The organism is Pseudomonas rosaeacicularis (assembly GCF_057128745.1).
Genome location: NZ_JBSKHT010000023.1, coordinates 70,137 through 94,220 on the forward strand (window position 1 = coordinate 70,137; position 24,084 = coordinate 94,220).

Genomic DNA, 24,084 nt, shown 5'->3' on the forward strand with positions numbered 1-24,084 from the left:
TCATTTCAGTAATCCTTTTGGAGTCAGCGAGCGTTGCAGCCATTGCAGGAACAGGTCGGCGATGATCGCCAACACACTGACCAGCACGGCGCCGACGATCAACATCGACATGTCGCTACGACTGATAGAAGCAAGAATAAGCACGCCCAGACCACCGGCACCGATGGTCGCGGCGATGGTCATGACGCCGATGTTCATGACCACGGCGGTACGCACGCCGGCCAGGATCACTGGCACGGCGATGGGCAGTTCAACCATGCGCAAACGCTGGCTGAAGGTCATGCCGATGCCTTTGGCGGCTTCGCGAATACCAGGCTCGACGCCGGTCAGCGCCAGGTAGGTGTTACGCATGATCGGCAGCAGCGAGTACAGAAACACGGCGGTGATCGCAGGCATCGGGCCCAGGCCCTGACCGAACTTGGAATAAAACGGCAACAGCAGGCCAAACAGCGCGATCGACGGAATCGTCAGGAGAACAGTGGCGCTCGCTTGCAAGGGCCCGGCGAGGGTCGGGAAGCGCGTCATCAACACGCCCAGTGGCACGCCGACGACGATGGCCAACGACACCGCAATGCCGACCAGCGTGATGTGCTGCAACGTCAGGTGGAACACCTGATTCCAATCGATGTGGGAGAAAGTGCTGAGAAAATTCATGGCTTTTCCTCCGGTTTCAGCGGCGCGTCACCCGCGCTCGGATTGATCGGATGGGCACGCAGGAATTCAGCGGCCACAGCGGTCGGGCTTTCGTGATCGACATCGATACGCGCGTTCAAGGCGATCATGGTCTGGTTGTCCAGCAGATCAGCCAGCGGCTTGAGCTGCGCGGCCAGTTGCGGGTGCTTGTCCAGATACTCTTTGCGGATGACCGGTGCTGCGGTGTAGTCCGGGAAGTAGTGCTTGTCGTCTTGCAGCACCTTCAATTTGAAAGCGTTCAAGCGACCGTCGGTGGTGTAAACCAGCCCGGCAAATACCTGCCCGTTGCGCAGTGCGGTGTAGACCAGCCCCGCATCCATTTGACGGGTGTTCTCGCGATTCAGGTTCATGTCGTAATGCTTGACCATCCCCACCAGACCGTCGGAACGGTTGGCAAACTCGGTGTCCAGCGCGACGATGTGGCGCTTCTTCGCTTCATCCTTGAGCACCACGGTCAGGTCAGACATGGTGTTGATCTGCGGGTACTGCTGGGCGACTTTGTCGGGCAGCGCCAGGGCGTAGGTGTTGTTGAACTTGGACGGCGAAAGCCAGACCAGGCCTTTCTTGGCGTCCAGCTCTTTTACCCGCTGGTAGGTCTGCTCGCTGTCGAGCTTTTCATCGACATGGTTGTAGGCCACGAGGGACACACCGGTGTATTCCCAGAGCATGTCCAGCTGGCCGGATTCTTGAGCACTGCGCGCAAGGTTGCTGCCCAGGCCGCCGGTGATCTGAACCTGATAACCCTTGTCGCGCAGGTATTGCGCGGTGAGTTCGGCGAGCATGGTCTGTTCGGTGAACACGCGCGCGCCGATGCGCAGCAATGGGCGTTCAGCCGAAGTCTCTGCCGCCTGGACGAAACCGGTCAGCAACAGGCTCACGCCCGCTATAAGTGTGCATAACTTCTTCATTGAAATTCCTTTCACAGCACGGCGGCTCAACGAGCCAGGCCGCGTTCCAGCCAGATACGACTGCCCAATGTCACCAGACCGTCGAGCAGCAGCGCGAGCAAGGCGGTACACGCCGCGCCCAGCAGCAATTGCGGCTGATTGTTCAGTGCGATGCCGGGGAAGATCAGGCTGCCCAGGCTATTGGCGCCGATCAGGAACGCCAGTGGCGCGGTGCCGACGTTGATCGCCAGTGCCACACGCACGCCGCCGATCATGATCGGCACAGCGTTGGGCAACTCGACACGCCACAGCACCTGACGCGGTGTCATGCCGATACCGGTGGCGGCTTCCTTGAGCGAACCCTGAACGTTCTTCAAACCTTCGTAGGTGTTGCGCACGATGGGCAACAATGAGGCGAGAAACAGCGCGAAGATGGCCGGACCACTGCCGATACCGAGGATACCCAGGGCAATGGCCAGTACAGCAAGGGGCGGGATAGTGTTACCGATGTTGAAGATCTGCATGAAGCGTTCGGCGCGGTGAACCATGCTCGGTCTGCTCAACAGGATGCCGGTCGGGATCCCGACCACCAGCGCTGCCAGCATTGAGGCCAGCACCAGAATCAGATGCGCTTGCAGGTAAAACAGCAGATCGTCTTGATACTGCTTGAACGTGTCGATGCCGATCCAGTGGACCAGCAGGGCCAGGAGCACGATCGTAATCGCGCCTCCCAATAGCCCCTTGCCATAGCGATTAGCCACAGGCGGACTCCTTATTTCAGTCGGCGAACGCGTCGCGCCTGACTGACCCAGTCGGGTAGCCGTGCGAACGTTCGCGAAGAGCAGCGGGTGGGTCGCCGGAAAGGGTGAAACTTCGGCGAATACACAAGCCATGAGCGCAGCTTCGTCAAGCTAACTTGCTGATTTAGCAGGCCTCGACAAGTGTTGTTGCGAGGGAGTGGACGTCTCCACGACCTCAAAGGTTCCCACGTGAGACACCATCTGGCCACCCTTTATCGACTGAACGGTTCGGTTATTGCCTTCGTTTAAGCTATAATCGCCGCCCTTTTTTGAATCACCTCTCGGGCGATTTCCCATGACCAGACAGGCCGCCGAAGTCGCGAAACGCCGCACTTTTGCCATCATTTCTCACCCGGATGCGGGCAAGACCACCATCACCGAAAAACTGCTGTTGATGGGCAAGGCGATTGCCGTTGCGGGTACGGTGAAATCCCGTAAATCCGACCGCCATGCGACATCCGACTGGATGGAAATGGAGAAACAACGTGGTATTTCCATCACGACGTCGGTCATGCAGTTCCCCTATCGCGATCACATGATCAACCTGCTCGACACCCCGGGCCACGAAGACTTCTCCGAAGACACCTACCGCACCCTGACCGCGGTCGACTCGGCGCTGATGGTGCTCGATGGCGGTAAAGGCGTTGAGCCACGGACCATTGCGCTGATGGACGTTTGCCGTCTGCGTGACACGCCGATTGTCAGCTTCATCAACAAGCTGGACCGCGACATTCGCGACCCGATCGAGCTGCTGGACGAGATCGAAGCCGTCCTCAAAATCAAAGCCGCGCCGATCACCTGGCCGATTGGCTGCTACCGCGATTTCAAGGGCGTTTACCACCTGGCCGACGATTACATCATCGTCTACACCGCTGGCCACGGGCATGAGCGCACCGACGTCAAGATCATCCAGAAGCTGGATTCCGATGAAGCCCGCGAGCATCTGGGCGACGAGTACGATCGCTTCGTTGATCAGCTGGAACTGGTTCAGGGCGCTTGCCATGAGTTCAATCAGCAGGAGTTTCTCGACGGCCAACTGACCCCGGTGTTTTTCGGGACTGCGCTTGGTAACTTCGGCGTCGATCACGTGCTCGACGCCGTGGTGAATTGGGCACCGCTGCCACTGGCTCGCGTTGCCAACGAGCGCACGGTGGAGCCGACGGAAGAAAAGTTCGCCGGTTTCGTGTTCAAGATTCAGGCGAACATGGACCCCAAACACCGCGACCGGATTGCGTTCATGCGCATCTGTTCGGGCAAGTACGACAAGGGCATGAAAATGCGCCATGTGCGTACGGGCAAAGATGTGCGAATCGGCGACGCGCTGACGTTTTTCTCCTCCGAACGCGAGCAACTGGAAGAGGCGTACGCCGGCGACATCATTGGTTTGCACAACCACGGCACCATCCAGATCGGTGACACGTTCACCGAAGGCGAAGCATTGGGTTTCACCGGGATTCCGCACTTCGCACCGGAGCTGTTCCGTCGGGTGCGCCTGAAGGACCCGCTCAAGTCCAAGCAACTGCGTCAGGGCCTGCAACAGCTGGCCGAAGAAGGCGCCACGCAGGTGTTCTTCCCGCAGCGCAGCAACGACATCATCCTCGGCGCCGTTGGTGTGCTGCAGTTCGATGTGGTCGCCAGCCGCTTGAAGGAAGAATACAAAGTCGAATGCGCCTACGAGCCGATCACGGTCTATTCAGCGCGCTGGATCGATTGCCCGGACAAGAAGAAGCTTGAGGAATTCGAGAACAAGGCCGTGGAAAACCTGGCAGTGGACGGCGGCGGTCACCTGACCTACCTCGCCCCGACCCGCGTGAACCTTGCCCTGATGGAAGAGCGCTGGCCCGACGTGAAATTCCGCGCAACGCGTGAGCATCACTGACGGATTTGGCGCGTGACTGACCGCCATCGCGAGCAAGCTCCCTCCCACACGACCGCAACAACCTGTGGGAGCGGACCTGTCCGCGAAGAGGTCGGCACATTCGCTACATATTCATCGCCTGACACATAGCCTTCGCGGACAGGTCCGCTCCCACGGAACCAGAGCCGGCAGGACGATCCGCGTCAGGTCAACAAGCTCACTTCACCACCATCCCCGCTCCCCGCCCACGTGGATCGGACGCGGTTTCGACCTTCGTGCCGTCGATCTTGATCGCCTGCACGTTGCCCATCGACCAGCCTTGCTCCTTTAGCGTGTAGCCCATCGCTTTCAGCTCATCAGCCACCGGTGCAGTAAGCGGCGCGAAGTTCTCGGTGTAGATCGTGTCTTTGGGCAACAACTGGTGATGCACGCGCCCCGCCGCCACGGCGTCTTTGAGCGGCATGTGCAAGTCGTAGATATTGTTCAGCACCTGAAACACGGTGGTGAAAATCCGCGAGCCGCCCGGCGTGCCCAACACCAGCGTCACTTGGCCGTCCCGCGTCACCAGGCTTGGGCTCATCGAGGACAACATGCGTTTGCCAGGTTCGATGGCATTGGCTTCTCCACCCACCACGCCAAACGTATTGGCCACGCCCGGCTTAGCACTGAAGTCGTCCATCTCGTCGTTCATCAAAAAGCCTGCGCCCTTGACCACCACGCCGCTGCCGTAATCCCAGTTCAGCGTGTAGGTGTTGCTGACGGCGTTGCCTTTGGAGTCGACGATGGAAAAGTGTGTGGTCTGGTGCGACTCAAGCCCGGCCTTGACATTTTCAGTCGGCGAAATCGCAGTCGGGTTGACCTCATGGGCGCGCTTGACGAGGTAGGCGTGGTCCGTCAGCTGATTGACCGGCGCCACAGAGAAATCCGGATCGCCCAGGTAATTAGCCCGATCGGCAAACACGCGCTTTTCGATTTCAGCCAGCAGGTGAACGTAGCGCGCCGAATTGAGCGGCACGCCTTTGAAATCATCCGCCAGCTCTTCTTTGATACCGATCAGTTGCGCCAATGCCACACCGCCCGAGCTTGGCAGCGGCGCGGTGTACAGCGTGTTGCCCTGCCAGTTGACGTGCAGCGGCTTGCGCCACTGGGCTTTGTAGTCCTGCAGGTCCTGCTTGGTGATCAGGCCGTCGTCACGCTGCATCTGCGCGACCAGCAGGTCGGCAGTCTGCCCCTGATAAAACTCGTTGGCGCCTTTGTTGGCGATGCGTTCCAGGGTCTTGGCCAGCTCTGGCTGACGAAATAACTCGCCTGCTTTCATGCTGCCGAAGTAGTCACCGAAGTTGGTCTTGCCACCGAGCTGCTTGATCGATTCGGCGCTGTATTGGTATTGCTTGTCGGCCACTTTGAAGCCGTTCCTGGCGTAACCGATGGCCGGGGTCAGCAGTTCGGCCCAAGGCAATTTGCCGAATTTCTGATGCGCTTCCCACATGCCCATCACCGTGCCCGGCACACCTGACGCGCGGGCGCCGATCAGGCTCATGCCCTTAATGACCTCCCCTTTGTCATCCAGATACATGTCGCGGCTGGCAGCTTTGGGCGCGGTTTCGCGGTAGTCGAGGAAATAGGGTTTGCCGTTCATGAACAAAGTCATGAAACCCCCGCCACCGATGTTGCCGGCTTCGGGGTAGGTCACGGCCAGGGTAAAGGCTGTGGCGACGGCGGCATCGACCGCGTTGCCGCCCTTCTTGAGAATCTGTGACGCGACGTCTGCGCCATATTGGTCGGGCGACGCAACGGCACCGCCCTCCAGCGCGACGGCGAACACGGGTGTACTGGCGGCGAAAATGACCGACAGCGCGAGGGTCTTGAGCATAACGACTCGCATGAGGCTCCTTAATGGCGTAGTGCGACAGCACCGTAATCACGTACCGCGGCAGCACCATAATCACGTAGCGCGGCAGCATCAAAATGACTTAGCGCGACAGCATCGTACGCGCGTGCTGTATGGCTGCTGTCTGAATGCTGGAGAAGAGTAACGTCAAGCGCTGCCATTAATGATGAAACCGGCCATAAACGCAAACGGCCACCCGTAGGTGGCCGTTATCGCGTCACAGAACGCGGATCACGCTTTGATCATGTCGTGCTTGATCCAGTCAATGACCGACGTACGTTTCGGCACCCAGCCCAGCAGTTCGCGAGCATTCTTGCCGCGCACCCGGCTGTTGGAACCTAGGCCATAGTTGGCCATTTCGTAGCCCCACTCGGCCTCGGCATCTTTCAGCGGCCAGTCTTCGGATTTGCCAAGCCCCAAAGCCTGGGCCATGGCATTGGTCATGTCGACGAACGAGGCTTCGCCGCTCTCGACGAAGTAGAAAGTCCCGGCCGGATTTTTCTCCAGCGCCAGCGCGTATAGCTCGACCACGTCTTCGATGAACACGTTGGACCAGACGTTTTCGCCGGGGCCGACATGGCGAACTACGCCGCTTTTGCGGGCCTGTTTGAGCAAGCGCGGCAATTGCACGCTGTCGCGATCGACGCCCAGACTCAAACCGTAGATCAACGTGTTGCAGATCACCGCAGAGCGCACGCCGTCTTTGGCCGAGGCGATCACCAGATCATCGATGGCCACGCGCGCCGCTTTGTCAGGGGTCGCGGCAGGCAACTGGCCCTCGAAGAACACCTCGCCGCCACCTTTGCCGCCCGAGGCATCACCCACGATGCTCGAACCGCTGGTGTGCAGAAACGGTTTGTTCGAGCCTTTGAGGCCTTCGATCAATGCAATGACAGCGCCGCGATGATCGCTGCTGGCGGCGTTGATCACGCCATCGGATTTGCGTGCCTGCTCGGTCAGCAGTGCGTTGTCTTCAAGCGTGCCGATCACTGGCACGATGCCAAGGGCTTTCATTTCTTCCGCTTGTTCGGCGCTGCGAACCAGGCCGGTGACGTGGTGGCCGCGTTGCACAAGGCCAGTTGCAATGGAGCCGCCGATAAAACCTGCGGCGCCGGTGATGAAGATATTCATGGGCTGACTCCCGTCGCTTATGTAAATGATGGGAGTGAGTATCTGCTGATGATTACCTTCGAAAAAGGTATGACAAGCCAAATGAATGTTGCCTTTAGATCACGAATCCAACGACTCTTGGCAGAGGATCTGCAGGAGCGAATTCATTCGCGAGACGTCGGCACATCCAACATCATCTGTGCCTGAGAAACCACTTCGCGAATGAATTCGCTCCTACAGAACCTCATCGCGAAGCAGCAAGCACCCCAACATTCTCACGCCGCAGATTCAGCGCCAGCACACTCGCCAACACAACTACCGCCCCGACTATCACCATCGGCGAGGGCAACTCCCCCAGCATCACCGACGCAATCGCAATCGCCGTCGGCGGCGTCAGGTAGAGGCTCATCGACGCGCGACTCACCTCCATATGATTGAGCACATACGCCCAGGCCAGATACGCCAGCGCGCTGGGAAACAACCCGAGCACGCCCACCGCCACGTTGACCCGCAGCGGCGCATTGAGCACCTCGCCCATCAGGCCAGGCAGGTAAATCAGTAAAAAGACGGTGCCGGACCAGACCGTGTAGCAGACCATGGTCAAGCCATCGTAACGATGGGAGTGACGCTTTTGCAGTGAGAAATAAATGCTCCAGGAAAACGCCGCCAGCAGGACCAGCAATGCTCGCGCATCCATATGACCCAGGCCGCGATCACCGGTTACGACGATGGCGGCACCGATCATGCCTAGCAGCACGCAACTCCAACCCCAGGCGCTGACTTTCTCCCTGAACACGAAATGCGCCAGCAGCGCAGTGAACAATGGCGTCGACTGTACCAGCACGCTGGAGGCGCCAGCGCTGACCCCGGCCTGACCAAAATTGAGCGCGATGTGGTGCAGGCTGACCGCGAAAAACCCCAGCACGCCCAGCAGCGGGATGTCCCGCAAACGTGGCAGCGAGATCTTCATCGACGTGGCAATCAGCGCCATGAACAACGATGCGATCAAAAAGCGCAGCAGCGCCAGATGCCCCGGATCGTAGCCCAGAAGCCCGATGCGGATGCCGGTGGGCGAAAACCCCCAGCACGTCACCACGAACAAGGTCGCCGACGCGATTTTCACGGTTTTCCAACGCCGCGCCTTGTTCGCATCGATGCAATCCTGGCTTGAGAAGGTCGATGGGGGTTGGGTGACGGCGTTCATTCGAGACTCCTTCAGGGTGGGACTTTTTAAGCTTCGCCCTCAGTATCGAAACAACTTATGCTTACCACAACCGAACAATAATGACGCAACCATTCACTTTTGGTGAGTTATGGAACTGGCTCAAATCCGCATGTTCAAGACGGTGTCCGACACCGGCAGCATCGCCCGCGCCGCAGAGGTTCTGCATTGCGTGCCGTCCAATATCACGGCGCGGATCAAGGCGCTGGAGGCAGAATTGGGCGTCGCGTTGTTCTACCGTCAGGGGCGGGGTTTGCAGATCAGCCCGGCGGGAGAAATCTTCCTGACCTACGCAGGCAGAATGCTGACGCTGGCGGATGAAGCCAAGCGCGCGGTGCACCCTGATGCCGCGCCTTCTGGCCCATTGCGCATCGGTGCGATTGAGTCTTCGGCAACGGCGCGATTGCCACGATTGCTGGCCAAATACCACGCCAAATACCCGGACGTGTCGTTGGAGTTGGTCACCGGCACGGGCATGCAACTGCTCGATGCCACGCAGAACAACAAGCTCGATGGTGCCATTGTCGCCATTGATGTGAAGCGTCCCCGGCTCAAGCGCACGAGCATGTACCGGGAGGATTTGGTGCTAATTGCATCGCAGTCGTTAGGCCCATTGCACAGCGCGGCGGATTTGCAGGGCAAGTCGATCTTCATGTGGCCCGAAGGTTGTCCCTATCGCGCGGCGCTGGAACGCTGGCTGCTGCAAAACGGCCAGACGCAGCCGATCATCAGCATTGCCAACTACGGCACGATTGTCGGCTGTGTCAGTGCGGGTGCCGGCGTCGCGTTGGTCCCCAAGGGCGTTTACGAGCAGTACCGCAAAGGTGCTGGTTGGGTCGGTTATGAATTTGCGGAACTGACGTCAATCGACAACCTGTTTTACTGGCACGAAAACTCCGAGCACCACCCCGCGCGCGAGGCGTTTGTCGCGATGTTGCGGGCCGAGTTCGAGCCGGTGTCCAATGTTTGACCTGTAGGAGCCAACTTGTTGGCGAGGCGGCAGATGCGGTGTGTCAGCCAGGCCGCCTCGCGAACAAGTTCGCTCCTACAGTAAGCGCGTTATTCACGCGGCATAACCGGCCAGCTTCTGCTGAATAAAATCCAGAAAGCATTGAATTCTCAAGGCCAGTTGCGAGTTGCGGTAGTACACGGCGTGGATCGGTTGGCGATAGCCGCTATTGGCGTCGGGCAACAGGACTTTCAAGCGCCCGGTGCGGATGTCTTCGTGGGTCATGAAGTGCGACAGGCAAACGATGCCCTCCCCCGCCAAGGCCAGTTGGCGCAGGGTTTCGCCGCTAGAGGCCGAGACCGCCGGGTGGATGAGAAGACGGTCGCCCTCGGTGTGGCGCAACGGCCAGTCATTGAGGGTTTCAGTTTGAGTGAAGCCCAGCAACGAATGCTCGGCCAATGCCTCGACGGTTTTGGGGGTGCCATGCTTTTTCAGGTAATCGGGGCTGGCCAGGATATTCAGCGGGCTGGTGCCAAGGGAGCGCGCATGCAAGGTCGAATCCGCCAGGGCGCCAATACGAATAGCGATATCAGTACTCTGTTCCAGCAGGTCGATGATCAGGTCGTTGCTGTTCAATTCCAGCTGCACACCGGGGTACAGCGCGCGAAATTCAGCCACATACGGCACGATCGAATGCAGCATGAACGGCGAGGCAGCATTTATTCGCAGACGCCCCGAAGGCGCTTGCTGGCGCGATGACAAGCGCTCTTCCAACTCCTCCATCTGCGCCAGAATCTGTTTGGCGCGCTCAAGAAAAAACTTGCCTTCCTCAGTCAGGTCCATGCGCCGCGTGGTGCGGTTGATCAGCGTGGTATCGAGCTTGGCTTCGAGCCGCGACAACGTTCGGCTGATCGCCGAGGGCGTCTGCCCAACTTGCTCGGCGGCGGCCGAAATCGATCCGCATTCGATCACCGACACGAACACCTGTAACTCATCGGATCTGGCTTTCACTGTTGTCCTCCGCTCAAAACTGAGGTGGATATTAGCCTCGTTTTTTGCAAAAGCCAGCGCGGGTTTTTACCTCCTTGGCGCTTCAGCCCGGCAGCAGTCCCGCTGATTTGTAAGCCTCAACCGTCAAGTCGAAAACCGAGATGTCGCCACGACCTCGGGCGACCAATTGCGCGCCTTCTACGGCTGCATAAATGGCCATCGCCTGACGTTTTTGTTCTTCAGGCGAAAGCTCTGGCCTGCAAGCCTGGAGCACGCCGGACAACCATTGGACGTTGACGTCGGTGAAGGCGTCGACTTCTGCCCGTACTTCCTGCGGCAGGTCATCGAACTCCGCAGACATAATCCCGCACAGGCACATGCGATTGTTGTTAAGCAATGCTGCACGAAAGATATCGGTGTAGCCCTTCATCCAGGTGCCGAGATCATCCGATTCGGCTCGCAAACCGTTCAGGTAAGTCACGCCATCTTCGGTGTAACGCTTGGCCAGCGCTGCGCCCAAATCGCCTTTGGTGGGGAAGTGATAGTGAATGCTTGCGCTCTTGATTCCGACATCCTTGGCCAGTTCACGAAAACTCAGGCCGTTGTAGCCACGGGTCTGCACCATTTTCCGGGCGGTCGCCATGATGATTTCTCGGGTATCAGTGATAGTCATGAAAAAATTCTCTCTATCGGTAGATAGGCTTTGACATCAGCAAAGCATTGCGCGCAGTGTATACCTACCAGTAGATAGACAGCTATGGAGCTGACATGAAAATTTTCGACATCCCCGGTTTCCCCAACCCGTTACGCATCCGCATTGTGCTCGCTGAAAAAGGCTTGGGCGCTGACATTGAGTTCATCAAGATCGATTTGCCTGCAGCCGAACACAAGCAACCCGCATTTCTTGCGATCAATCCGCTAGGTACGGTGCCTGTTTTGCAGATCGACGACGGCACCTACATTTCCGAATGCACGGCGATCACTGAATACCTGGATAACCTGGATGGCAACCCGATCCTGACCGGCAAGACGCCTAAGGAAAAGGCCCTGATCCACATGATGCAGAAGCGTGCTGAGTCTGAGTTGGCCGATCCGGTGGGGATTTATTTCCACCACGCCACACCCGGTCTGGGCGAAGGGCTACAGCCGCACAAGAGTCCGGAATGGGAGGGGCGTGTTGAGTGGGGCAATCGTCAGCGTGATAAAGCGGTCAATGGTATGAAGTACTTTGACCAAGTACTCCGGACCCAGCCGTACATAGCCGGTGAAGCTTTTTCAATGGCCGACATCACAGTGCTAGCGGGATTGGTTTTCGCAGGTTTTGCCAGCATCGCCATCCCGGAAGAATGCACGGCGCTAACGGCCTGGCAGGCAAAAGTCCAAGAGCGTGCGAGTGTGAAAAACCCGGCCTGATCGTAGCTTGGCCTGCGCCGCCAGCGATGGGCGGCGCAGTGTCAGCCCGCGATAATCAGGTGAACGCCCAGCGCAGCCATGCCGACGAAGAACACGCGCTTGAACAGCACTGCGCTGATTCGCTGTCGCAACCATTGGCCGATCATCATCCCCAGCAGCGCCGGAATCAGCGCAAGCACCGAAGCCCCCATCTCGCCGCCACCCAGCGCCCCCTGCCAGAACAGCCCCGCGCCCAGCGCCAGGGTGGAAACGGTAAATGACATCCCCAACGCCTGCACGAGTTCATTGCGATCCAGCCCGAGCCCCTGGATGTAAGGCACTGCAGGGATCACGAAGACACCGGTCACCGAAGTAACGACCCCGGTGATGAACCCACACAGCGGCCCCAGCCAATACTCGGCTTTGGGCGGCACCTTGAGCGTCGGCAGAAACAGGCCGCATAACGCATACACAACCAATGCCCCGCCCAATGCCCGTCCCATGGATTTGCCACTGCCCACGCCCAACCATAATGACGATAGCGTGGTGCCGACGACGATCATCGCCAGCAACGGCCACAACCGCTTGATCAACCCACGCAAATGCCCTCCCGCTGCCAGTTGCCAGAGGTTGGTAAATGTTGATGGAATGATCAACAACGTAGCAGCCTGCGTCGGCAACATAGCCAGACCAAGCATGCCCATGGCCACAGTCGGCAAGCCCATGCCGATCATGCCCTTGACCGTGCCGGCCATCAAAAAAGTGACAAGAACCAGTAATGAAAGGCTCAGCCCGAGTTTTTCATACAGCGCGAAGAGTGTGTTCATGGGGCCATCGTGCCCGGAACCTCGTTCATTGAAAATCTGCAATATACTGAGCCAGCCTCAGTCCAAGGCAGAACCACAGCGAAACTCACTTCCTGTAGGAGCTGACGAGCACCGCGAGGCTGCGAAGCGATCTACCAGACCAACTGCAATTTTGGCCGCTACACGTATCGCAGCCTCGCGCTGCTCGTCAGCTCCTACAAGTACGTCGCTACCGCGAGATATTGCCAATGCACTTCGACCTGATCGACCTCAAGCTTTTCCTCCATGTCCTCGAAGCGGGCAACATCACCGCCGGCGCAGCGCACAGTCATCTGTCACTAGCGTCCGCGAGCGCACGGATTCGAGGGCTTGAGTCTTCGTTGGGCATCCCGCTGCTCGAACGTGGCCGCCGTGGGGTGACGCCGACTTCTGCCGGCAAGGCGCTCGCGCAACACGCGCGATTGATCCTGCAACAGGTGGAGCGCATGCAGGTCGATCTCACCGATTACGTGCAGGGTTTCAAAGGCCAGATCCGCCTGCTGTGCAATACCTCGGCGCTCAGCGAATACCTGCCTGAATTGCTGGCCGGGTTTCTGGTGAGCCATCCCAATATCGACATCAATCTGGAAGAACACCCCAGCCTGCGCATCCTGCACGCGGTACGCTACGGGACGGCAGACATCGGAATCATTTCCGACGCCGTCGACGCTACCGGCCTGCAAACCCAACCGTTTCGCGCCGACCCACTGACCCTTATCGCGCCCCTTGATCATCCCCTTGCCGATCAAGCCACCCTGCGTTTTGCTCAAAGCCTGGATTACGAATTCGTCGGCCTGGGTGTTGCCAGTGCGATGGCGATCTATTTGGAGGAGCAAGCGCTGCACGCCGGTAGACGGCTGAAAATCCGTGTGCGCGCCGAAAGCTATGACGGCGTGATGCGCATGGTCTTGCGCGGCGCAGGTTTGGGCATCGTGCCGCAAGCAGCGATCGAGCGATTTCGGGATTCGGCACGGTTCAAAAGTCTGCCCCTCAGCGACCCATGGGCCGATCGCAAGTTGTTGCTCTGCTCGGCTGATTTCAGTGCTTTGCCTGCTTATGTAAAAGCACTGGTGCGCACATTGAATCCCGACATCGCGTTTCTGGGCATCCCGATGTCGAGCCCAGACAACTGAGCGCGCAGCGTCAGCCCTAAGGTGTGCAAGCGCAAACTTTGCCTCTCATCTGGAGCTGTCATGTCTAAGCCGATCACCGTTCTTCGCGACACCACGCCATTGCCCGTCGTCGACGCCTGCAAATGGGAGCGCATCGAAGGCGAACCGCACACCGTCAACCTCAACGCCTACACCAGCGAAGATGGCAGCAAGATCATGGGCACCTGGATCTGCACCCCAGGCAAATGGCGCGTGGAATACGTGAAGTGGGAGTACTGCGATTTTCGCGAGGGATACTGCATCATCACCCCGGACGGCATGGAGCCGATTCACCTGCGCGCCGGTGACATTTTCGTCGTCGAGCCGGGCATGAAAGGCACGTGGGAAGTGGTGGAAACAGTGCGCAAGTATTTTGTATTTGCCTGATAGCTGAACCCGCCCCACTCATCCAGATTCCCCGGTGGACATCGCTTGGTGAGAAACAGCCGGGTCGTGGGAGGGAGCTTGCTCGCGATGCGGTGCGTCAGCTACATAGCATTGTCAGGATTAACCAATCGCGAGCAAGCTACCTCCCACAATCCGGCCCGCTTTTCGTCTTGAAAAAGTTGGCAGGCCCCAGCGATGCCGCCTAGTCTCAGGCCTTCCGGTTTTTACATCCTGAGGTGTCCTGAAGCTATGAATGCCACCATCACCGCTGTCAGCCTGAGCCCTGGCCACACCTTCAGCAAACAGGCCGTAGAGCAAATCACCCTGCTCGAAGGCCTGGGCGTTGAAGGCGATGCGCATTGCGGCGTCACCGTAAAGCATCGGTCCGACGTCGCCCGGGACCCGACCCGCGCCAATCTGCGTCAGGTCCACTTGATCCATGACGAATTGTTTGATGAACTGCGCGAGCAAGGCTTTTCGGTTGAAGCCTCAATGCTCGGCGAAAACGTCACCACACGCGGCGTCGACCTGTTGGCGCTGCCTGTCGATACCGAGCTGCAATTGGGTGATTGCGCCGTGGTGCGCCTGACCGGTCTTCGCAATCCGTGTTCGCAAATAGACGGGCTGCAAAAAGGGCTGCTATCGGCGGTAGTCGAGCGCAAACCCGACGGCGAGGTGATTCGCAAGACCGGCGTCATGGGCGTGGTGATCAAAGGCGGTGTGGTGCGTCAGGGTGACCAGCTGATCGTGAAGCTCCCGGCACTGCCCCATAAAAAGCTGGAGCGGGTTTGACTGAGGAAGGGGAATTTCCCAACCTGTGGGAGCGGACCTGTCCGCGAAGAGGTCGGTGAATCCAACGCATCTATGTCGGATGTACCGACGCTTTCGCGGACAGGTCCGCTCCCACAGGAATACCGTGGCCGCGCAACATCACGATTGCTTCAGGTACGCCTCAACAATCGCCGAGAAATCCTTGCCGCCGTCACCCCGCAGGCTCATGGCCTGATACAGCTGCTGCGCGACAGCGCCGAGGATGACCGGTTGCTTCGCGACTTTCGCCGCCTCGGTCGCAAGCCCCAAATCCTTGAGCATCAAATCGGCGCCAAAACCTCCGGTATAACCTCGCGACGCAGGCGCTGTTTCGACGACGCCGGGCCAGGGGTTATAGATTTCCGAACTCCAGCAACGGCCCGTCGAGCTGTTGATCACGCCCGCCAGCACATCAGTGTCGATACCCAGACTATTGCCCAAAGCCATGGCTTCGGCGACGCCGATCATGGAGATGCCGAGCAGCAGGTTATTGCACATCTTGGCGATTTGACCGGTGCCCAGATCGCCACAATGGACGATGTTTTTGCCCATCTGAGCCAGTACCGGTTTGAGCCGGGTGAAGTGTTCGGTGCTGGCGCCCACCATGAAGGTCAACGTCCCCGCCTGTGCGCCGCCAGTGCCACCTGACACAGGCGCGTCGCCCAAGGTCACGCCTTGCTCGGCGGCCCGCGTTGCAATGTCTCGAATGGTCTGAGGATCAATGGTGCTGCAATCCACCGCTGGCACACCAGAAGCGATGCCCGCCAGCACGCCATCGTCATTCAGGTAAACGCTGCGTACGTGGGCGGCGGCCGGCAGCATGGTAATCACCAGTTCGGCACCCTGGGCCGCATGTTTGGGCGATTCGGTGATGCGCCCGCCCAAGCTTGCGAGATCCGCCAGCACCTGCTGATTAAGATCGAACAGGTTGAGGTCGTGACCGGCCTTGATCAGGTTTCGAGCCATGGGCGCGCCCATGTTGCCCAAGCCGATGAATGCGATTTTCATTGTTGTTCTCCCTTCGAATGGCTGGATACGAAGTACGTTTGCAAACGATAAAACGCCCCTGTGGGAGCGGGCTTGTGCGCGAAGACTATTTGTCAGGCAACGAATCGTTACGTTGCAAACTGGCCTCTTCGCGGACAGGTCCGCTCTCACGGTTCGATATGCTCTACCCGATAACCCGGCGTCAGGATGACGGGCAGCGCTCTACTTCAGGTTTATGGTGGTGTTCACCCCATCATTGACGCTGTCGTCATCGAACCAGCGACTGGTGACGGTCTTGGTCTGAGTGTAGAACTGCACCACTTGCTTGCCATACGGACCCAGGTCGCCCAGCTTCGAACCGCGCGAGCCGGTGAAGCTGAAAAACGGCACAGGCACCGGGATCGGGATGTTGATGCCCACCTGGCCGATATCGATTTCACTCTGGAACTTGCGCGCCGCCGCACCGCTCTGGGTGAACAGGCCGACGCCGTTGCCGAACGGGTTTGCGTTGACCAGCTCAATCGCCTGATCGAGGGTGTCGACCTGCAGCACCACCAACACCGGACCGAAGATTTCCTGGGTGTAAATCTGCATGTGGGTATTCACACCCGTGAACAGCGTCGGGCCGACGAAATTGCCTTCCTCGTAGCCCGGCACGATAATGTCGCGGCCGTCGAGTTCCAAGGTCGCCCCCTCTTTCACGCCGCTGTCGATCAGGTCAAGAATGCGCTGCTTGGCACGCTTGGAAATCACTGGCCCGACATCGGTGCCCGCCTCGCTGCCAGCGTTGACTTTCAGCTGCTGCGCCAGCGCTTTCAAATCCGGAATCCACTGTTTCGCTGTGCCCACCAGCACCACTGCCGAAGTCGCCATGCAACGCTGACCGGCCGCGCCAAAACCTGCGCCGACCAACGCGTTGAGTGTCTGCTCGCGATTGGCATCCGGGAGCACCACCGCATGATTTTTCGCGCCCATCATCGATTGCACACGCTTGCCGTGCTTGCCCGCCAAGTCGTAAACGTGGGTGCCAACTGCCGTCGAACCGACGAAAGACACCGCCTTGATGTCCTTGTGCGTGCAGATCGCATCCACCACGTCTTTGCCGCCGTGGACCACGTTCAACACGCCGGCCGGAACGCCCGCCTCCACCGCCAACTCAACCAGCAGCATGGTCGACATCGGGTCCTGTTCGGACGGTTTGAGGACGAAGGTGTTGCCGCAGGCAATGGCCATCGGGAACATCCACAGCGGGATCATGGCCGGAAAGTTGAAGGGCGTGATCCCCGCGCAGACACCGATTGGCTGACGCAGCGTGTAGGTATCGACGCCGCCCGCGACGTTTTCCGCAAACTCTCCCATCTGCAACGTGCCGATGGAGCACGCGTGCTCGACCACTTCCAGCCCACGAAAGATGTCGCCCTCGGCATCGGCAATCGTCTTGCCTTGTTCGGCGCTAAGCACCACGGCGATGCGTTTTGAGTGCTCGCGGATCAAGGCTTGCAGCTTGAGCATGATGCGCATGCGTGCGCCGATGGGAGTGTGGCGCCAGGTCTTGAACGCCTCTTGTGCAGCGGCAACGGCGGCGTCCACTTCAGCGGTGGTGGCAAACGGCACCTGCGCCAGCACTTGCTGGGTGGCAGGGTTGATGACGTCAAGCCATTCGCTGGTTTGCGAGTCGACCCATTGGCCGTTGATCAGCAGTTTTACGCGAGCCACGGTAGTGTTGTTTTTATTCAGTGAGGCGTTCATTTCAGCTATCTCCATTCAAGGTGGCGGTCGTAACGACTGCCTGCAAAGCGAAATCTCAAGACGGTTTGAAACGTGGCGGGTCGCGCTTCATCAGCGCCGTACAGACCAATGCAATCAGCGCCATGCCCAGCAGATAAACGATCACGTAGTGCGGGCTGCCGCCACCGACCGCCAGCAACTGCGTCGCAATCATGGGTGCGAATCCGCCGCCCAGCACACCGGCCAGTTGCACTGACACCGAGATGCCGCTGTAGCGAATTTCCGCAGGGAATTGCCGGGCGAACAGCAGGGATTCCGGCGCGTACAGAATCGGGAAAACCACGCCAACCGCCAGCACCATCGCCCACCAGACCAATTGAGGTTCGCGTGTGCCGAGCATGGCGAAGAAGGGATAGATGAACGCGCAGAGCAGCAAAAGCCCGGCGAAATACAGACGTTTCTGACCGACCCAATCGGAAATCGCCCCACACAGCGGCATGGTGATCAGCGACAGCGCGGCGCCTGCGGTGATGGCGTTCAGGATGTCGCCACGGGGGATTTGCAGCTGATTGGCCGCGTACGCCAAGGCGAAGGTCACCGACATATAGAACCAGGCGTTCTCGGCCGTGCGCGCGCCGATGATCGTCAGGGTTTCCCGTGGGTGGTCCCGGAATACGCGGAACAAAGGCACTTTGACGGCGATGTTGTCTTGCTTGAGCTTTTCGAAATCGGGCGACTCCGGGACTTTCAGGCGGATGATCCAACCGACGCCCAGCAGGACGATGCTGGCGAGAAACGGCAGGCGCCAGCCCCAGCTGAGCATGTCCGCTTCCGGCAGTTTCGCCACCATCCCCATCGCCAAAGACGCCAGGACCAGACCTGCACCGACGCCGGTTTGTGGCAGGCTGCCATAAAAGCCTTTTTTGCCTTCGGGGGCGTGTTCCACAGCCATCAACACCGCCCCGCCCCACTCGCCGCCGACCGCCATGCCTTGCAGGAAACGCATCGCGACCAGAATCACAGCGGCCCAGTAACCGATCTGCTCGTAGGTGGGGATCAGGCCGATGATGATCGTTGGAATCCCCATCAACATCAGCGTGAACAGCAGCATCGATTTACGACCGATTCTGTCGCCGAAGTGGCCAAAGACGATTCCGCCCAACGGCCGTCCGAGAAAGCCAACGGCGTAGGTTGCGAACGCTGCGAGTACACCGATGATCGGATCGAGCGCGGGGAAAAATATTTTGTTGAAGATCAGGGCGGCGGCGGTGCCGTAGAGGAAAAAGTCGTACCACTCGATGGTGGTGCCCGCCATGCTCGCAGCGCCAGCGAGCCGGTAGGATTTGGCTTTCTTTGCAGGGCTGGCGTCGAGCACGCCGGGGCCTGCGGTTATCGCGTTCTTCATAAACTCCTCCGCTTATTATTGTTGTGCAGGGTGTTATGGCATGTGGGGTGATGCGGGTTTTCTTAGGCGATATCACGATTCAAAGGCTTGCACTGTGTAGGAGCTGCCGAAGGCTGCGATGCGATTTCTCATGACCCACCGCAATCGCAGACTTCGGCAGCTCCTACAGCAAATCTGTTGCGAGGGATTACTGACGCATCGCGAACAAGTTCGCTCCTACAGCGAGCCATTGGCTCCATGCCGTGCATTGGAGTATAGATGTGCAAACTTCTAATAAGAACGCACATAAAAGCAGGTCCAACATGCAAAAAAACATCACGTCCCTGAGCACGTTGAACTGGGACGATTTGAAGTTTTTCCTCGAAGTCGCCCGCACCCGCAAGGCCAGCACCGCCGCCAAACGCCTTGCTGTCGACTACACCACCGTGTCGCGCCGGATCAATTCGCTGGAAACCTCACTGGGTACATTGCTGTTCGAAAAGTCGCGCAACAACGGCTTTATCCTGACGGCCGAAGGGCAGCGTTTGCTGGGGTCTGCCGAGTCCATCGAAAGCACACTGCACATTGCCTGCGAACAGGTTTCCGGCTCCGGCGTCGCACTGTCCGGTCATGTGCGGATGGGCTGCACAGAAGGTTTCGGCAGCTTCTTCATCACCCCGCAACTGAGCCACTTCACCGATGCCTATCCGGCGATCTCGGTGGACATCCTGCCGTTACCGCACTTCATCAGCCTGTCAAAACGCGAGGCAGACATCGTCATCGCCCTGGAGCGCCCCGAGCACGGCCCATACGTGTGCTGCAAATTGTGCGACTACAGCTTGCGGCTGTATGCGACTCAGGATTACCTCGACAGCCACCCGCCGATCAAACGGGTCGAGGATCTGGCCGGTCATCCCTTCGTCAGTTACGTCGATGACCTGGCATTCAGTTCGGAGCTTTTATACCTGAGCAACCTGCTGCCCGGCGCCCACGCAACACTGCGCAGCACCAGTGTGATCGCGCAGTACGTGGCGGCATTACAGGGACGAGCGCTGGCGATTTTGCCGTGTTTTCTGGCGGCGCAGGATTCAAGGCTATTGCCGGTGCTGGAGGCAGAAGTGAACATCACTCGGCACTTCTGGATGTATTGCCGGGAAGATTTGCGCAAGCTCAAACGGATTACGTTGCTGTGGGATTACATCCGCGAGAGCACCGAGCAGAACAAGGCGTTTTTGTTAGGGGAGACGAAGGTAATGGGATTTTTGGATTAATCAGCTGTATGCGTTGCCTGACCTGACGCCTCGCGAACAAGTTCGCGCCTACAGATAAGGCGAAACCCGCTTGGCGAGGCTCGATCGTGAAGCAGCGATTGCGGTCTGTCAGGCCAACCGCGTGATCAGCTTCGCGGGCAAGCCTCGCTCCAACAAGGGGGCGTTAGGCAAATCTTATCGGCTCCAAAAACCCGTGGGAGCGGACCTGTCCGCGAAGAGGTCTGTACATCCGACGCATGTGCTGCGCCTGATGCATCGCCTTCGCGAACGAGTCCGCTCCCACAAGATGACGAGAATCCGCGCCATCAGTTAGTGCAACGCGTTCTCCCGATTCTTCGCCACATCCGCCGGCTTGACCTCACCATTGCTCTGCCCAAACCGACGCAGTACGAACGTGCTGACCGCAGCCAGTTCGGTGTCGTTGTAGGCGCGGGCAAAGTTCGGCATGCGCTGGTCGACGCGCACAGCGGAGGCCGTGTGCCCTTCCAGCAATGTGGCGATCAGGTTGGTCCCCGCCGGGTCATTCACCGTCTTGAGCCCCATCAACATCGCAGCCGGCGACTGATTGCCAGTACCGTCCGCGCGATGGCAGGACGCACAAGCATCAGCGAAGAGCTTGTGGCCCAGCGGACTGTTCGCTTGGTCGTTGATCTTCGCAGCCGGGCGAGCAATGCCTTCGCTGCGAGCAGGGGTCGATTTGAGGTAAACCGCAATCGCCTTCAGGTCCGCAGGGTCCAGATAACGCAAGCTGTGCTCAACAGCGTCGGCCATCGGACCACCCGCTCCACCGTAACCTGGCGCATAACCCTGGCCGAGGTAGCTGACCAGCGATTCCACCGGCCAGGCGCCAATCCCGTACTGGGTGTCGGAGCTGATGTTGTAAGCGCGCCAGTTACCTAGCTCGCCACCGGCCAGCGAGTTGCCCTTGCTCATGGCCTGAAAAATATTGCGCGGGGTGTGGCATTCGCCACAGTGCCCAGGCCCCTGCACCAGATACGCCCCGCGGTTCCATTCCGGTGACTGCTTGCTGTCCGGCACGAAGCGCTCATTGGACGCGAAAATCGCGTTCCAGAAGAACATGCCCCAACGCTGGTTGAACGGGAACGACAGGTCATTCTCAGGCGGTTTCTGGTTGATCGGCTCCAGGCTGAACAGGTACGCCTTGATCGCCAGAATGTCTTCGCGGGACATCGCCGTGTAGGACGTATACGGGAAGGCTGGATAGTAGTGCTTGCCGTCCTTGCCGACGCCTTTTTGCAGCGCGCTGACAAAATCGTCATCGGTCCAGTTACCGATCCCGGTTTCTTTATCGGGCGTGATGTTGGGCGAGTAGATCGTGCCAAACGGCAGCTTGAACGACAGGCCACCGGCGTAGGGTTTACCACCCGGCGCCAGGTGACACGCCACGCAATCGGCCGCACGTGTCAGGTATTCGCCCTTGGTGATCAACTCGGGGTCGGCAGCTTGGGCCGATAAAGCAAAAGCTGCACTCACGACAGCGAGCGCATAGTTAAACGTTTTCATGACTGCGCTCCTCAAACAGTGAAATAGCCAAAACGGCTCAGTGGCAACCGGCGCTCACGCACATTGGTCGCGGCGTATAACGCGTTGACCAAAGCCGCAGCGGCAGGCACCGCCCCCGTTTCGCCCACACCGCCCGGGCTTTCAACGCTCGGCATCAGATGAACCTGAACCGGCGGCGCATCACTCATGCGGATCTGCCGATACGCGTGGAAGTTGTTCTGCACCACCTGACCCTTTTCCACGAGGATTTCATTGAACAGCGCCGCCGACAGCCCGAACAGCGTGCCGCCTTCCATCTGCGAGGCAACGGAAGTGGGGTTATTGGCGAAGCCGCAATCGACCACGGTAATCAGCCGTTTGATGCGAAAGCCCTTTTCACCCTGCATTTCCAGCTCAACGACAGTGGCGACAAAACTGCCGAACACCGCACTGACGGCCACACCGCGCCCTTGGCCCTTGGGTAATGGTGTTTTCCAGTCAGCCAGGTCGGCGGCCTTCTGCAACACGGCGCGTGCGCGGGGCTGCGCTTGCATCAGGCTCAGGCGATATTCCACCGGGTCGGCTTTGGCGTTGTGCGCCAGCTCATCGATGAAAGACTCGATTGCGTAGGTGCTGCGCAGCGGGCCGACACCGCGCCACCACGAAACCGGGATCGCGTCCGGGTCCTGACGGATGTACCGCACCTGCAAGCTGTCCAGCGCATAGATCGGATCAATCGCGACTTCAACAGCATCGCCATCCACACCGTTCTCAGGCAACTTGCCGAGGTACGCCGCCACCACGGATGCCCCGGCAATGCGGTGCTCCCAGCCAACCGGACGCAAGTCCTTGTCCAGCGCGGCATTGATCCGGTCGACGTAATGCGGACGGTATTTGTCGTGGGTCATGTCCTCTTCGCGGCTCCAGATCAGCTTGATCGGGTAGCTGAGCTGGCGAGCAATGTCCACGGCCTGAAAGATAAAGTCAGACTCCAGACGACGGCCAAATCCACCGCCGATGAGCTGGTTGTGGATCACTACTTTTTCCACCGGCATGCCGCTGATTTTCGCGGCGCCCATCTGCGCAAAACCTGGCGCCTGGCAACCTACCCACAGCTCGCACATGTCCGGGCGCACGTGAGCCACACAAGTCATCGGCTCCAGCGGCGAATGAGACAAAAACGGTTGTTGGTAGACCGCTTCGAAATGGCTCGGAGCGTTTTTCAGTGCGCCGGCGATGTCGCCAGCCTGCTTGGCGAACACGCCATCTTTGGAACTGGCATCGAGCAGGGCCTGATCCAGCTGCGCTGAGTCGATGCCAGCGTGCGGACCCAGATCCCATTCGATCTCAAGCGCTTTGAGCGCCTGTTGGCAGGACCAGAAATTGGTGGCAGTCACCGCAACGGCGTTATCCAGCCGAACCACATCACGAACGCCGGGCACTTTGCGTGCGGCCTCGTCCTTGACACTGCGCAACGTGCCGCCCACCACCGGGCAGGTCAACGAAGAGGCGATCAGCATGTCCGGGATTTTCAGATCGATCGTGAACACTGCCGAGCCGTTGACCTTGTTAGGCGTGTCGAGCCGTTGTGCCGACGTGCCCAGCAGTTTGAAGTCAGCGATGAGCTTGAGCGGAACGTCCTTGGGGATCGGCAGCGCGGAGGCCGCCTCGACCAGGTCGCCATAAGCGGCTTTTTGACCGTTGGGGCCCAGGATCTGGCCGTTTTCGGCGTGGCACTGGCTCGGCGCTACCTTCCAGCGCAGGGCCGCGGCTTGAGTCAGCAAGACACGGGCGCTGGCGCCGGCACGACGCAACGGTTCCCAGGTGTAGCGCGTTGAGGACGAACCGCCGGTGGCCTGAAACTGCAGCAAGTTATCGGTATAGAGGTCAGCGTTAGGCGGCGCTTCTTCGATCGTTACCTGACTCAGCGGCACTTCCAGCTCTTCGGCCACCATCATCGCGATGCCGGTCTGCACGCCCTGGCCCATTTCGATTTTCGGGGAAATCACCGTCACGCGGCCGTCGCGGCCGACACGTACGAAAGCGCCAAAGCCAGGGGACGCAGCGTCACCCAAGCGCGCCGCGCTCACCGCTTCAGCGGCGAAACTGCGCGTCACCAACGGCGGTAACCAGGCGCTGATCAGCAATCCGCCCAAAGACAGCGCGCCGCCCTTGAGCAACCCGCGCCGAGAGACTGACACGGTCGATCGATTGTTAAGAGTCATG

At 59.2% G+C, this 24,084-nt stretch carries 21 protein-coding genes; 7 read left to right on the forward strand and 14 right to left on the reverse strand.

Going from position 1 to position 24,084, the window contains the following annotated elements; translation table 11 throughout:
- The 3 genes from ACWKWM_RS25715 to ACWKWM_RS25725 are packed head-to-tail and all read right to left on the reverse strand — an operon-like array spanning position 1 to position 2,341.
- A complete protein-coding gene (locus tag ACWKWM_RS25715) occupies positions 1 to 654 on the reverse strand; it encodes an ABC transporter permease (protein WP_483848805.1) in 654 nt (217 codons plus the stop codon).
- Complete coding sequence (locus ACWKWM_RS25720) at positions 651 to 1,601, reverse strand: glycine betaine ABC transporter substrate-binding protein (RefSeq protein ID WP_483848806.1); 951 nt, start codon at positions 1,599 to 1,601, stop codon at positions 651 to 653. Before ACWKWM_RS25720 ends, ACWKWM_RS25715 begins: the two co-directional genes overlap by 4 nt.
- A 26-nt stretch (positions 1,602 to 1,627) precedes the next feature.
- A complete protein-coding gene (locus tag ACWKWM_RS25725; RefSeq protein ID WP_483848807.1) occupies positions 1,628 to 2,341 on the reverse strand; it encodes an ABC transporter permease in 714 nt (237 codons plus the stop codon).
- 334 nt (positions 2,342 to 2,675) lie between these two features.
- Between ACWKWM_RS25725 and ACWKWM_RS25730 the strand changes: the two genes are divergently transcribed.
- Positions 2,676 to 4,259 carry a peptide chain release factor 3 gene (locus ACWKWM_RS25730; protein ID WP_483834076.1) on the forward strand — a complete coding sequence of 528 codons (1,584 nt, stop codon included), beginning with the start codon at positions 2,676 to 2,678 and terminating at the stop codon, positions 4,257 to 4,259.
- A gap of 196 nt (positions 4,260 to 4,455) precedes the next feature.
- Here the strand turns inward: ACWKWM_RS25730 and ggt are convergent, their stop codons facing one another.
- The 3 genes from ggt to ACWKWM_RS25745 all read right to left on the reverse strand — a co-directional run bounded on the left by ggt (position 4,456) and on the right by ACWKWM_RS25745 (position 8,443).
- Entirely contained in the window at positions 4,456 to 6,123 is a 1,668-nt protein-coding gene (ggt, locus tag ACWKWM_RS25735; RefSeq protein WP_483848808.1) for a gamma-glutamyltransferase, read from the reverse strand.
- Positions 6,124 to 6,360: 237 nt separating this feature from the next.
- On the reverse strand, positions 6,361 to 7,260 hold the full coding sequence (locus tag ACWKWM_RS25740; protein WP_483848809.1) for an NAD-dependent epimerase/dehydratase family protein: 900 nt from the start codon (positions 7,258 to 7,260) through the stop codon (positions 6,361 to 6,363).
- 223 nt (positions 7,261 to 7,483) lie between these two features.
- Positions 7,484 to 8,443: a DMT family transporter gene (locus tag ACWKWM_RS25745; RefSeq protein ID WP_483848810.1), complete on the reverse strand. Its 960-nt coding sequence runs from the start codon at positions 8,441 to 8,443 to the stop codon at positions 7,484 to 7,486.
- A gap of 109 nt (positions 8,444 to 8,552) precedes the next feature.
- Here ACWKWM_RS25745 and ACWKWM_RS25750 point away from each other — a divergent pair, with 109 nt between their 5' ends.
- Positions 8,553 to 9,431 (forward strand): LysR family transcriptional regulator, encoded by an 879-nt coding sequence (locus tag ACWKWM_RS25750; protein WP_483848811.1) that lies wholly within the window; start codon positions 8,553 to 8,555, stop codon positions 9,429 to 9,431.
- A gap of 93 nt (positions 9,432 to 9,524) precedes the next feature.
- Here ACWKWM_RS25750 and ACWKWM_RS25755 read toward each other — a convergent pair whose 3' ends face one another.
- Both ACWKWM_RS25755 and ACWKWM_RS25760 read right to left on the reverse strand, forming a co-directional pair.
- Entirely contained in the window at positions 9,525 to 10,421 is an 897-nt protein-coding gene (locus ACWKWM_RS25755; RefSeq protein ID WP_483848812.1) for a LysR substrate-binding domain-containing protein, read from the reverse strand.
- Positions 10,422 to 10,503: 82 nt separating this feature from the next.
- Positions 10,504 to 11,073 (reverse strand): TetR/AcrR family transcriptional regulator, encoded by a 570-nt coding sequence (locus ACWKWM_RS25760; protein ID WP_483848813.1) that lies wholly within the window; start codon positions 11,071 to 11,073, stop codon positions 10,504 to 10,506.
- 95 nt (positions 11,074 to 11,168) lie between these two features.
- On the opposite strand from ACWKWM_RS25760, the gene ACWKWM_RS25765 reads away from it, so the two are divergent.
- Entirely contained in the window at positions 11,169 to 11,813 is a 645-nt protein-coding gene (locus ACWKWM_RS25765) for a glutathione S-transferase (protein WP_483848814.1), read from the forward strand.
- 41 nt (positions 11,814 to 11,854) lie between these two features.
- On the opposite strand, the gene ACWKWM_RS25770 is transcribed toward ACWKWM_RS25765, so the two are convergent.
- Complete coding sequence (locus ACWKWM_RS25770; RefSeq protein WP_483848815.1) at positions 11,855 to 12,619, reverse strand: sulfite exporter TauE/SafE family protein; 765 nt, start codon at positions 12,617 to 12,619, stop codon at positions 11,855 to 11,857.
- A gap of 227 nt (positions 12,620 to 12,846) precedes the next feature.
- On the opposite strand from ACWKWM_RS25770, the gene ACWKWM_RS25775 reads away from it, so the two are divergent.
- From ACWKWM_RS25775 to ACWKWM_RS25785, 3 genes are all read left to right on the forward strand, one after another.
- Positions 12,847 to 13,770 carry a LysR family transcriptional regulator gene (locus ACWKWM_RS25775; RefSeq protein WP_483848816.1) on the forward strand — a complete coding sequence of 308 codons (924 nt, stop codon included), beginning with the start codon at positions 12,847 to 12,849 and terminating at the stop codon, positions 13,768 to 13,770.
- 60 nt (positions 13,771 to 13,830) lie between these two features.
- A complete protein-coding gene (locus ACWKWM_RS25780) occupies positions 13,831 to 14,175 on the forward strand; it encodes a cupin domain-containing protein (RefSeq protein ID WP_268797906.1) in 345 nt (114 codons plus the stop codon).
- A gap of 249 nt (positions 14,176 to 14,424) precedes the next feature.
- The gene (locus ACWKWM_RS25785; RefSeq protein ID WP_483848817.1) at positions 14,425 to 14,967 is read left to right on the forward strand and encodes an MOSC domain-containing protein; all 543 of its coding nucleotides are present in this window, start codon (positions 14,425 to 14,427) and stop codon (positions 14,965 to 14,967) included.
- Positions 14,968 to 15,105: 138 nt separating this feature from the next.
- Here ACWKWM_RS25785 and mmsB read toward each other — a convergent pair whose 3' ends face one another.
- From mmsB to ACWKWM_RS25800, 3 genes are all read right to left on the reverse strand, one after another.
- The gene (gene mmsB, locus ACWKWM_RS25790) at positions 15,106 to 15,993 is read right to left on the reverse strand and encodes a 3-hydroxyisobutyrate dehydrogenase (protein WP_483848818.1); all 888 of its coding nucleotides are present in this window, start codon (positions 15,991 to 15,993) and stop codon (positions 15,106 to 15,108) included.
- 201 nt (positions 15,994 to 16,194) lie between these two features.
- Entirely contained in the window at positions 16,195 to 17,721 is a 1,527-nt protein-coding gene (locus tag ACWKWM_RS25795) for a CoA-acylating methylmalonate-semialdehyde dehydrogenase (protein WP_483848819.1), read from the reverse strand.
- 55 nt (positions 17,722 to 17,776) lie between these two features.
- The gene (locus ACWKWM_RS25800; protein WP_483848820.1) at positions 17,777 to 19,105 is read right to left on the reverse strand and encodes an MFS transporter; all 1,329 of its coding nucleotides are present in this window, start codon (positions 19,103 to 19,105) and stop codon (positions 17,777 to 17,779) included.
- A 302-nt stretch (positions 19,106 to 19,407) separates the two neighbouring features.
- Between ACWKWM_RS25800 and ACWKWM_RS25805 the strand changes: the two genes are divergently transcribed.
- On the forward strand, positions 19,408 to 20,355 hold the full coding sequence (locus tag ACWKWM_RS25805) for a LysR family transcriptional regulator (protein ID WP_483848821.1): 948 nt from the start codon (positions 19,408 to 19,410) through the stop codon (positions 20,353 to 20,355).
- Positions 20,356 to 20,664: 309 nt separating this feature from the next.
- On the opposite strand, the gene ACWKWM_RS25810 is transcribed toward ACWKWM_RS25805, so the two are convergent.
- The gene (locus tag ACWKWM_RS25810; RefSeq protein WP_483848822.1) at positions 20,665 to 21,879 is read right to left on the reverse strand and encodes a c-type cytochrome; all 1,215 of its coding nucleotides are present in this window, start codon (positions 21,877 to 21,879) and stop codon (positions 20,665 to 20,667) included.
- Between the two features lie 11 nt (positions 21,880 to 21,890).
- The gene (locus ACWKWM_RS25815; RefSeq protein ID WP_483848823.1) at positions 21,891 to 24,083 is read right to left on the reverse strand and encodes a xanthine dehydrogenase family protein molybdopterin-binding subunit; all 2,193 of its coding nucleotides are present in this window, start codon (positions 24,081 to 24,083) and stop codon (positions 21,891 to 21,893) included.
- Position 24,084 lies beyond the last annotated feature (1 nt).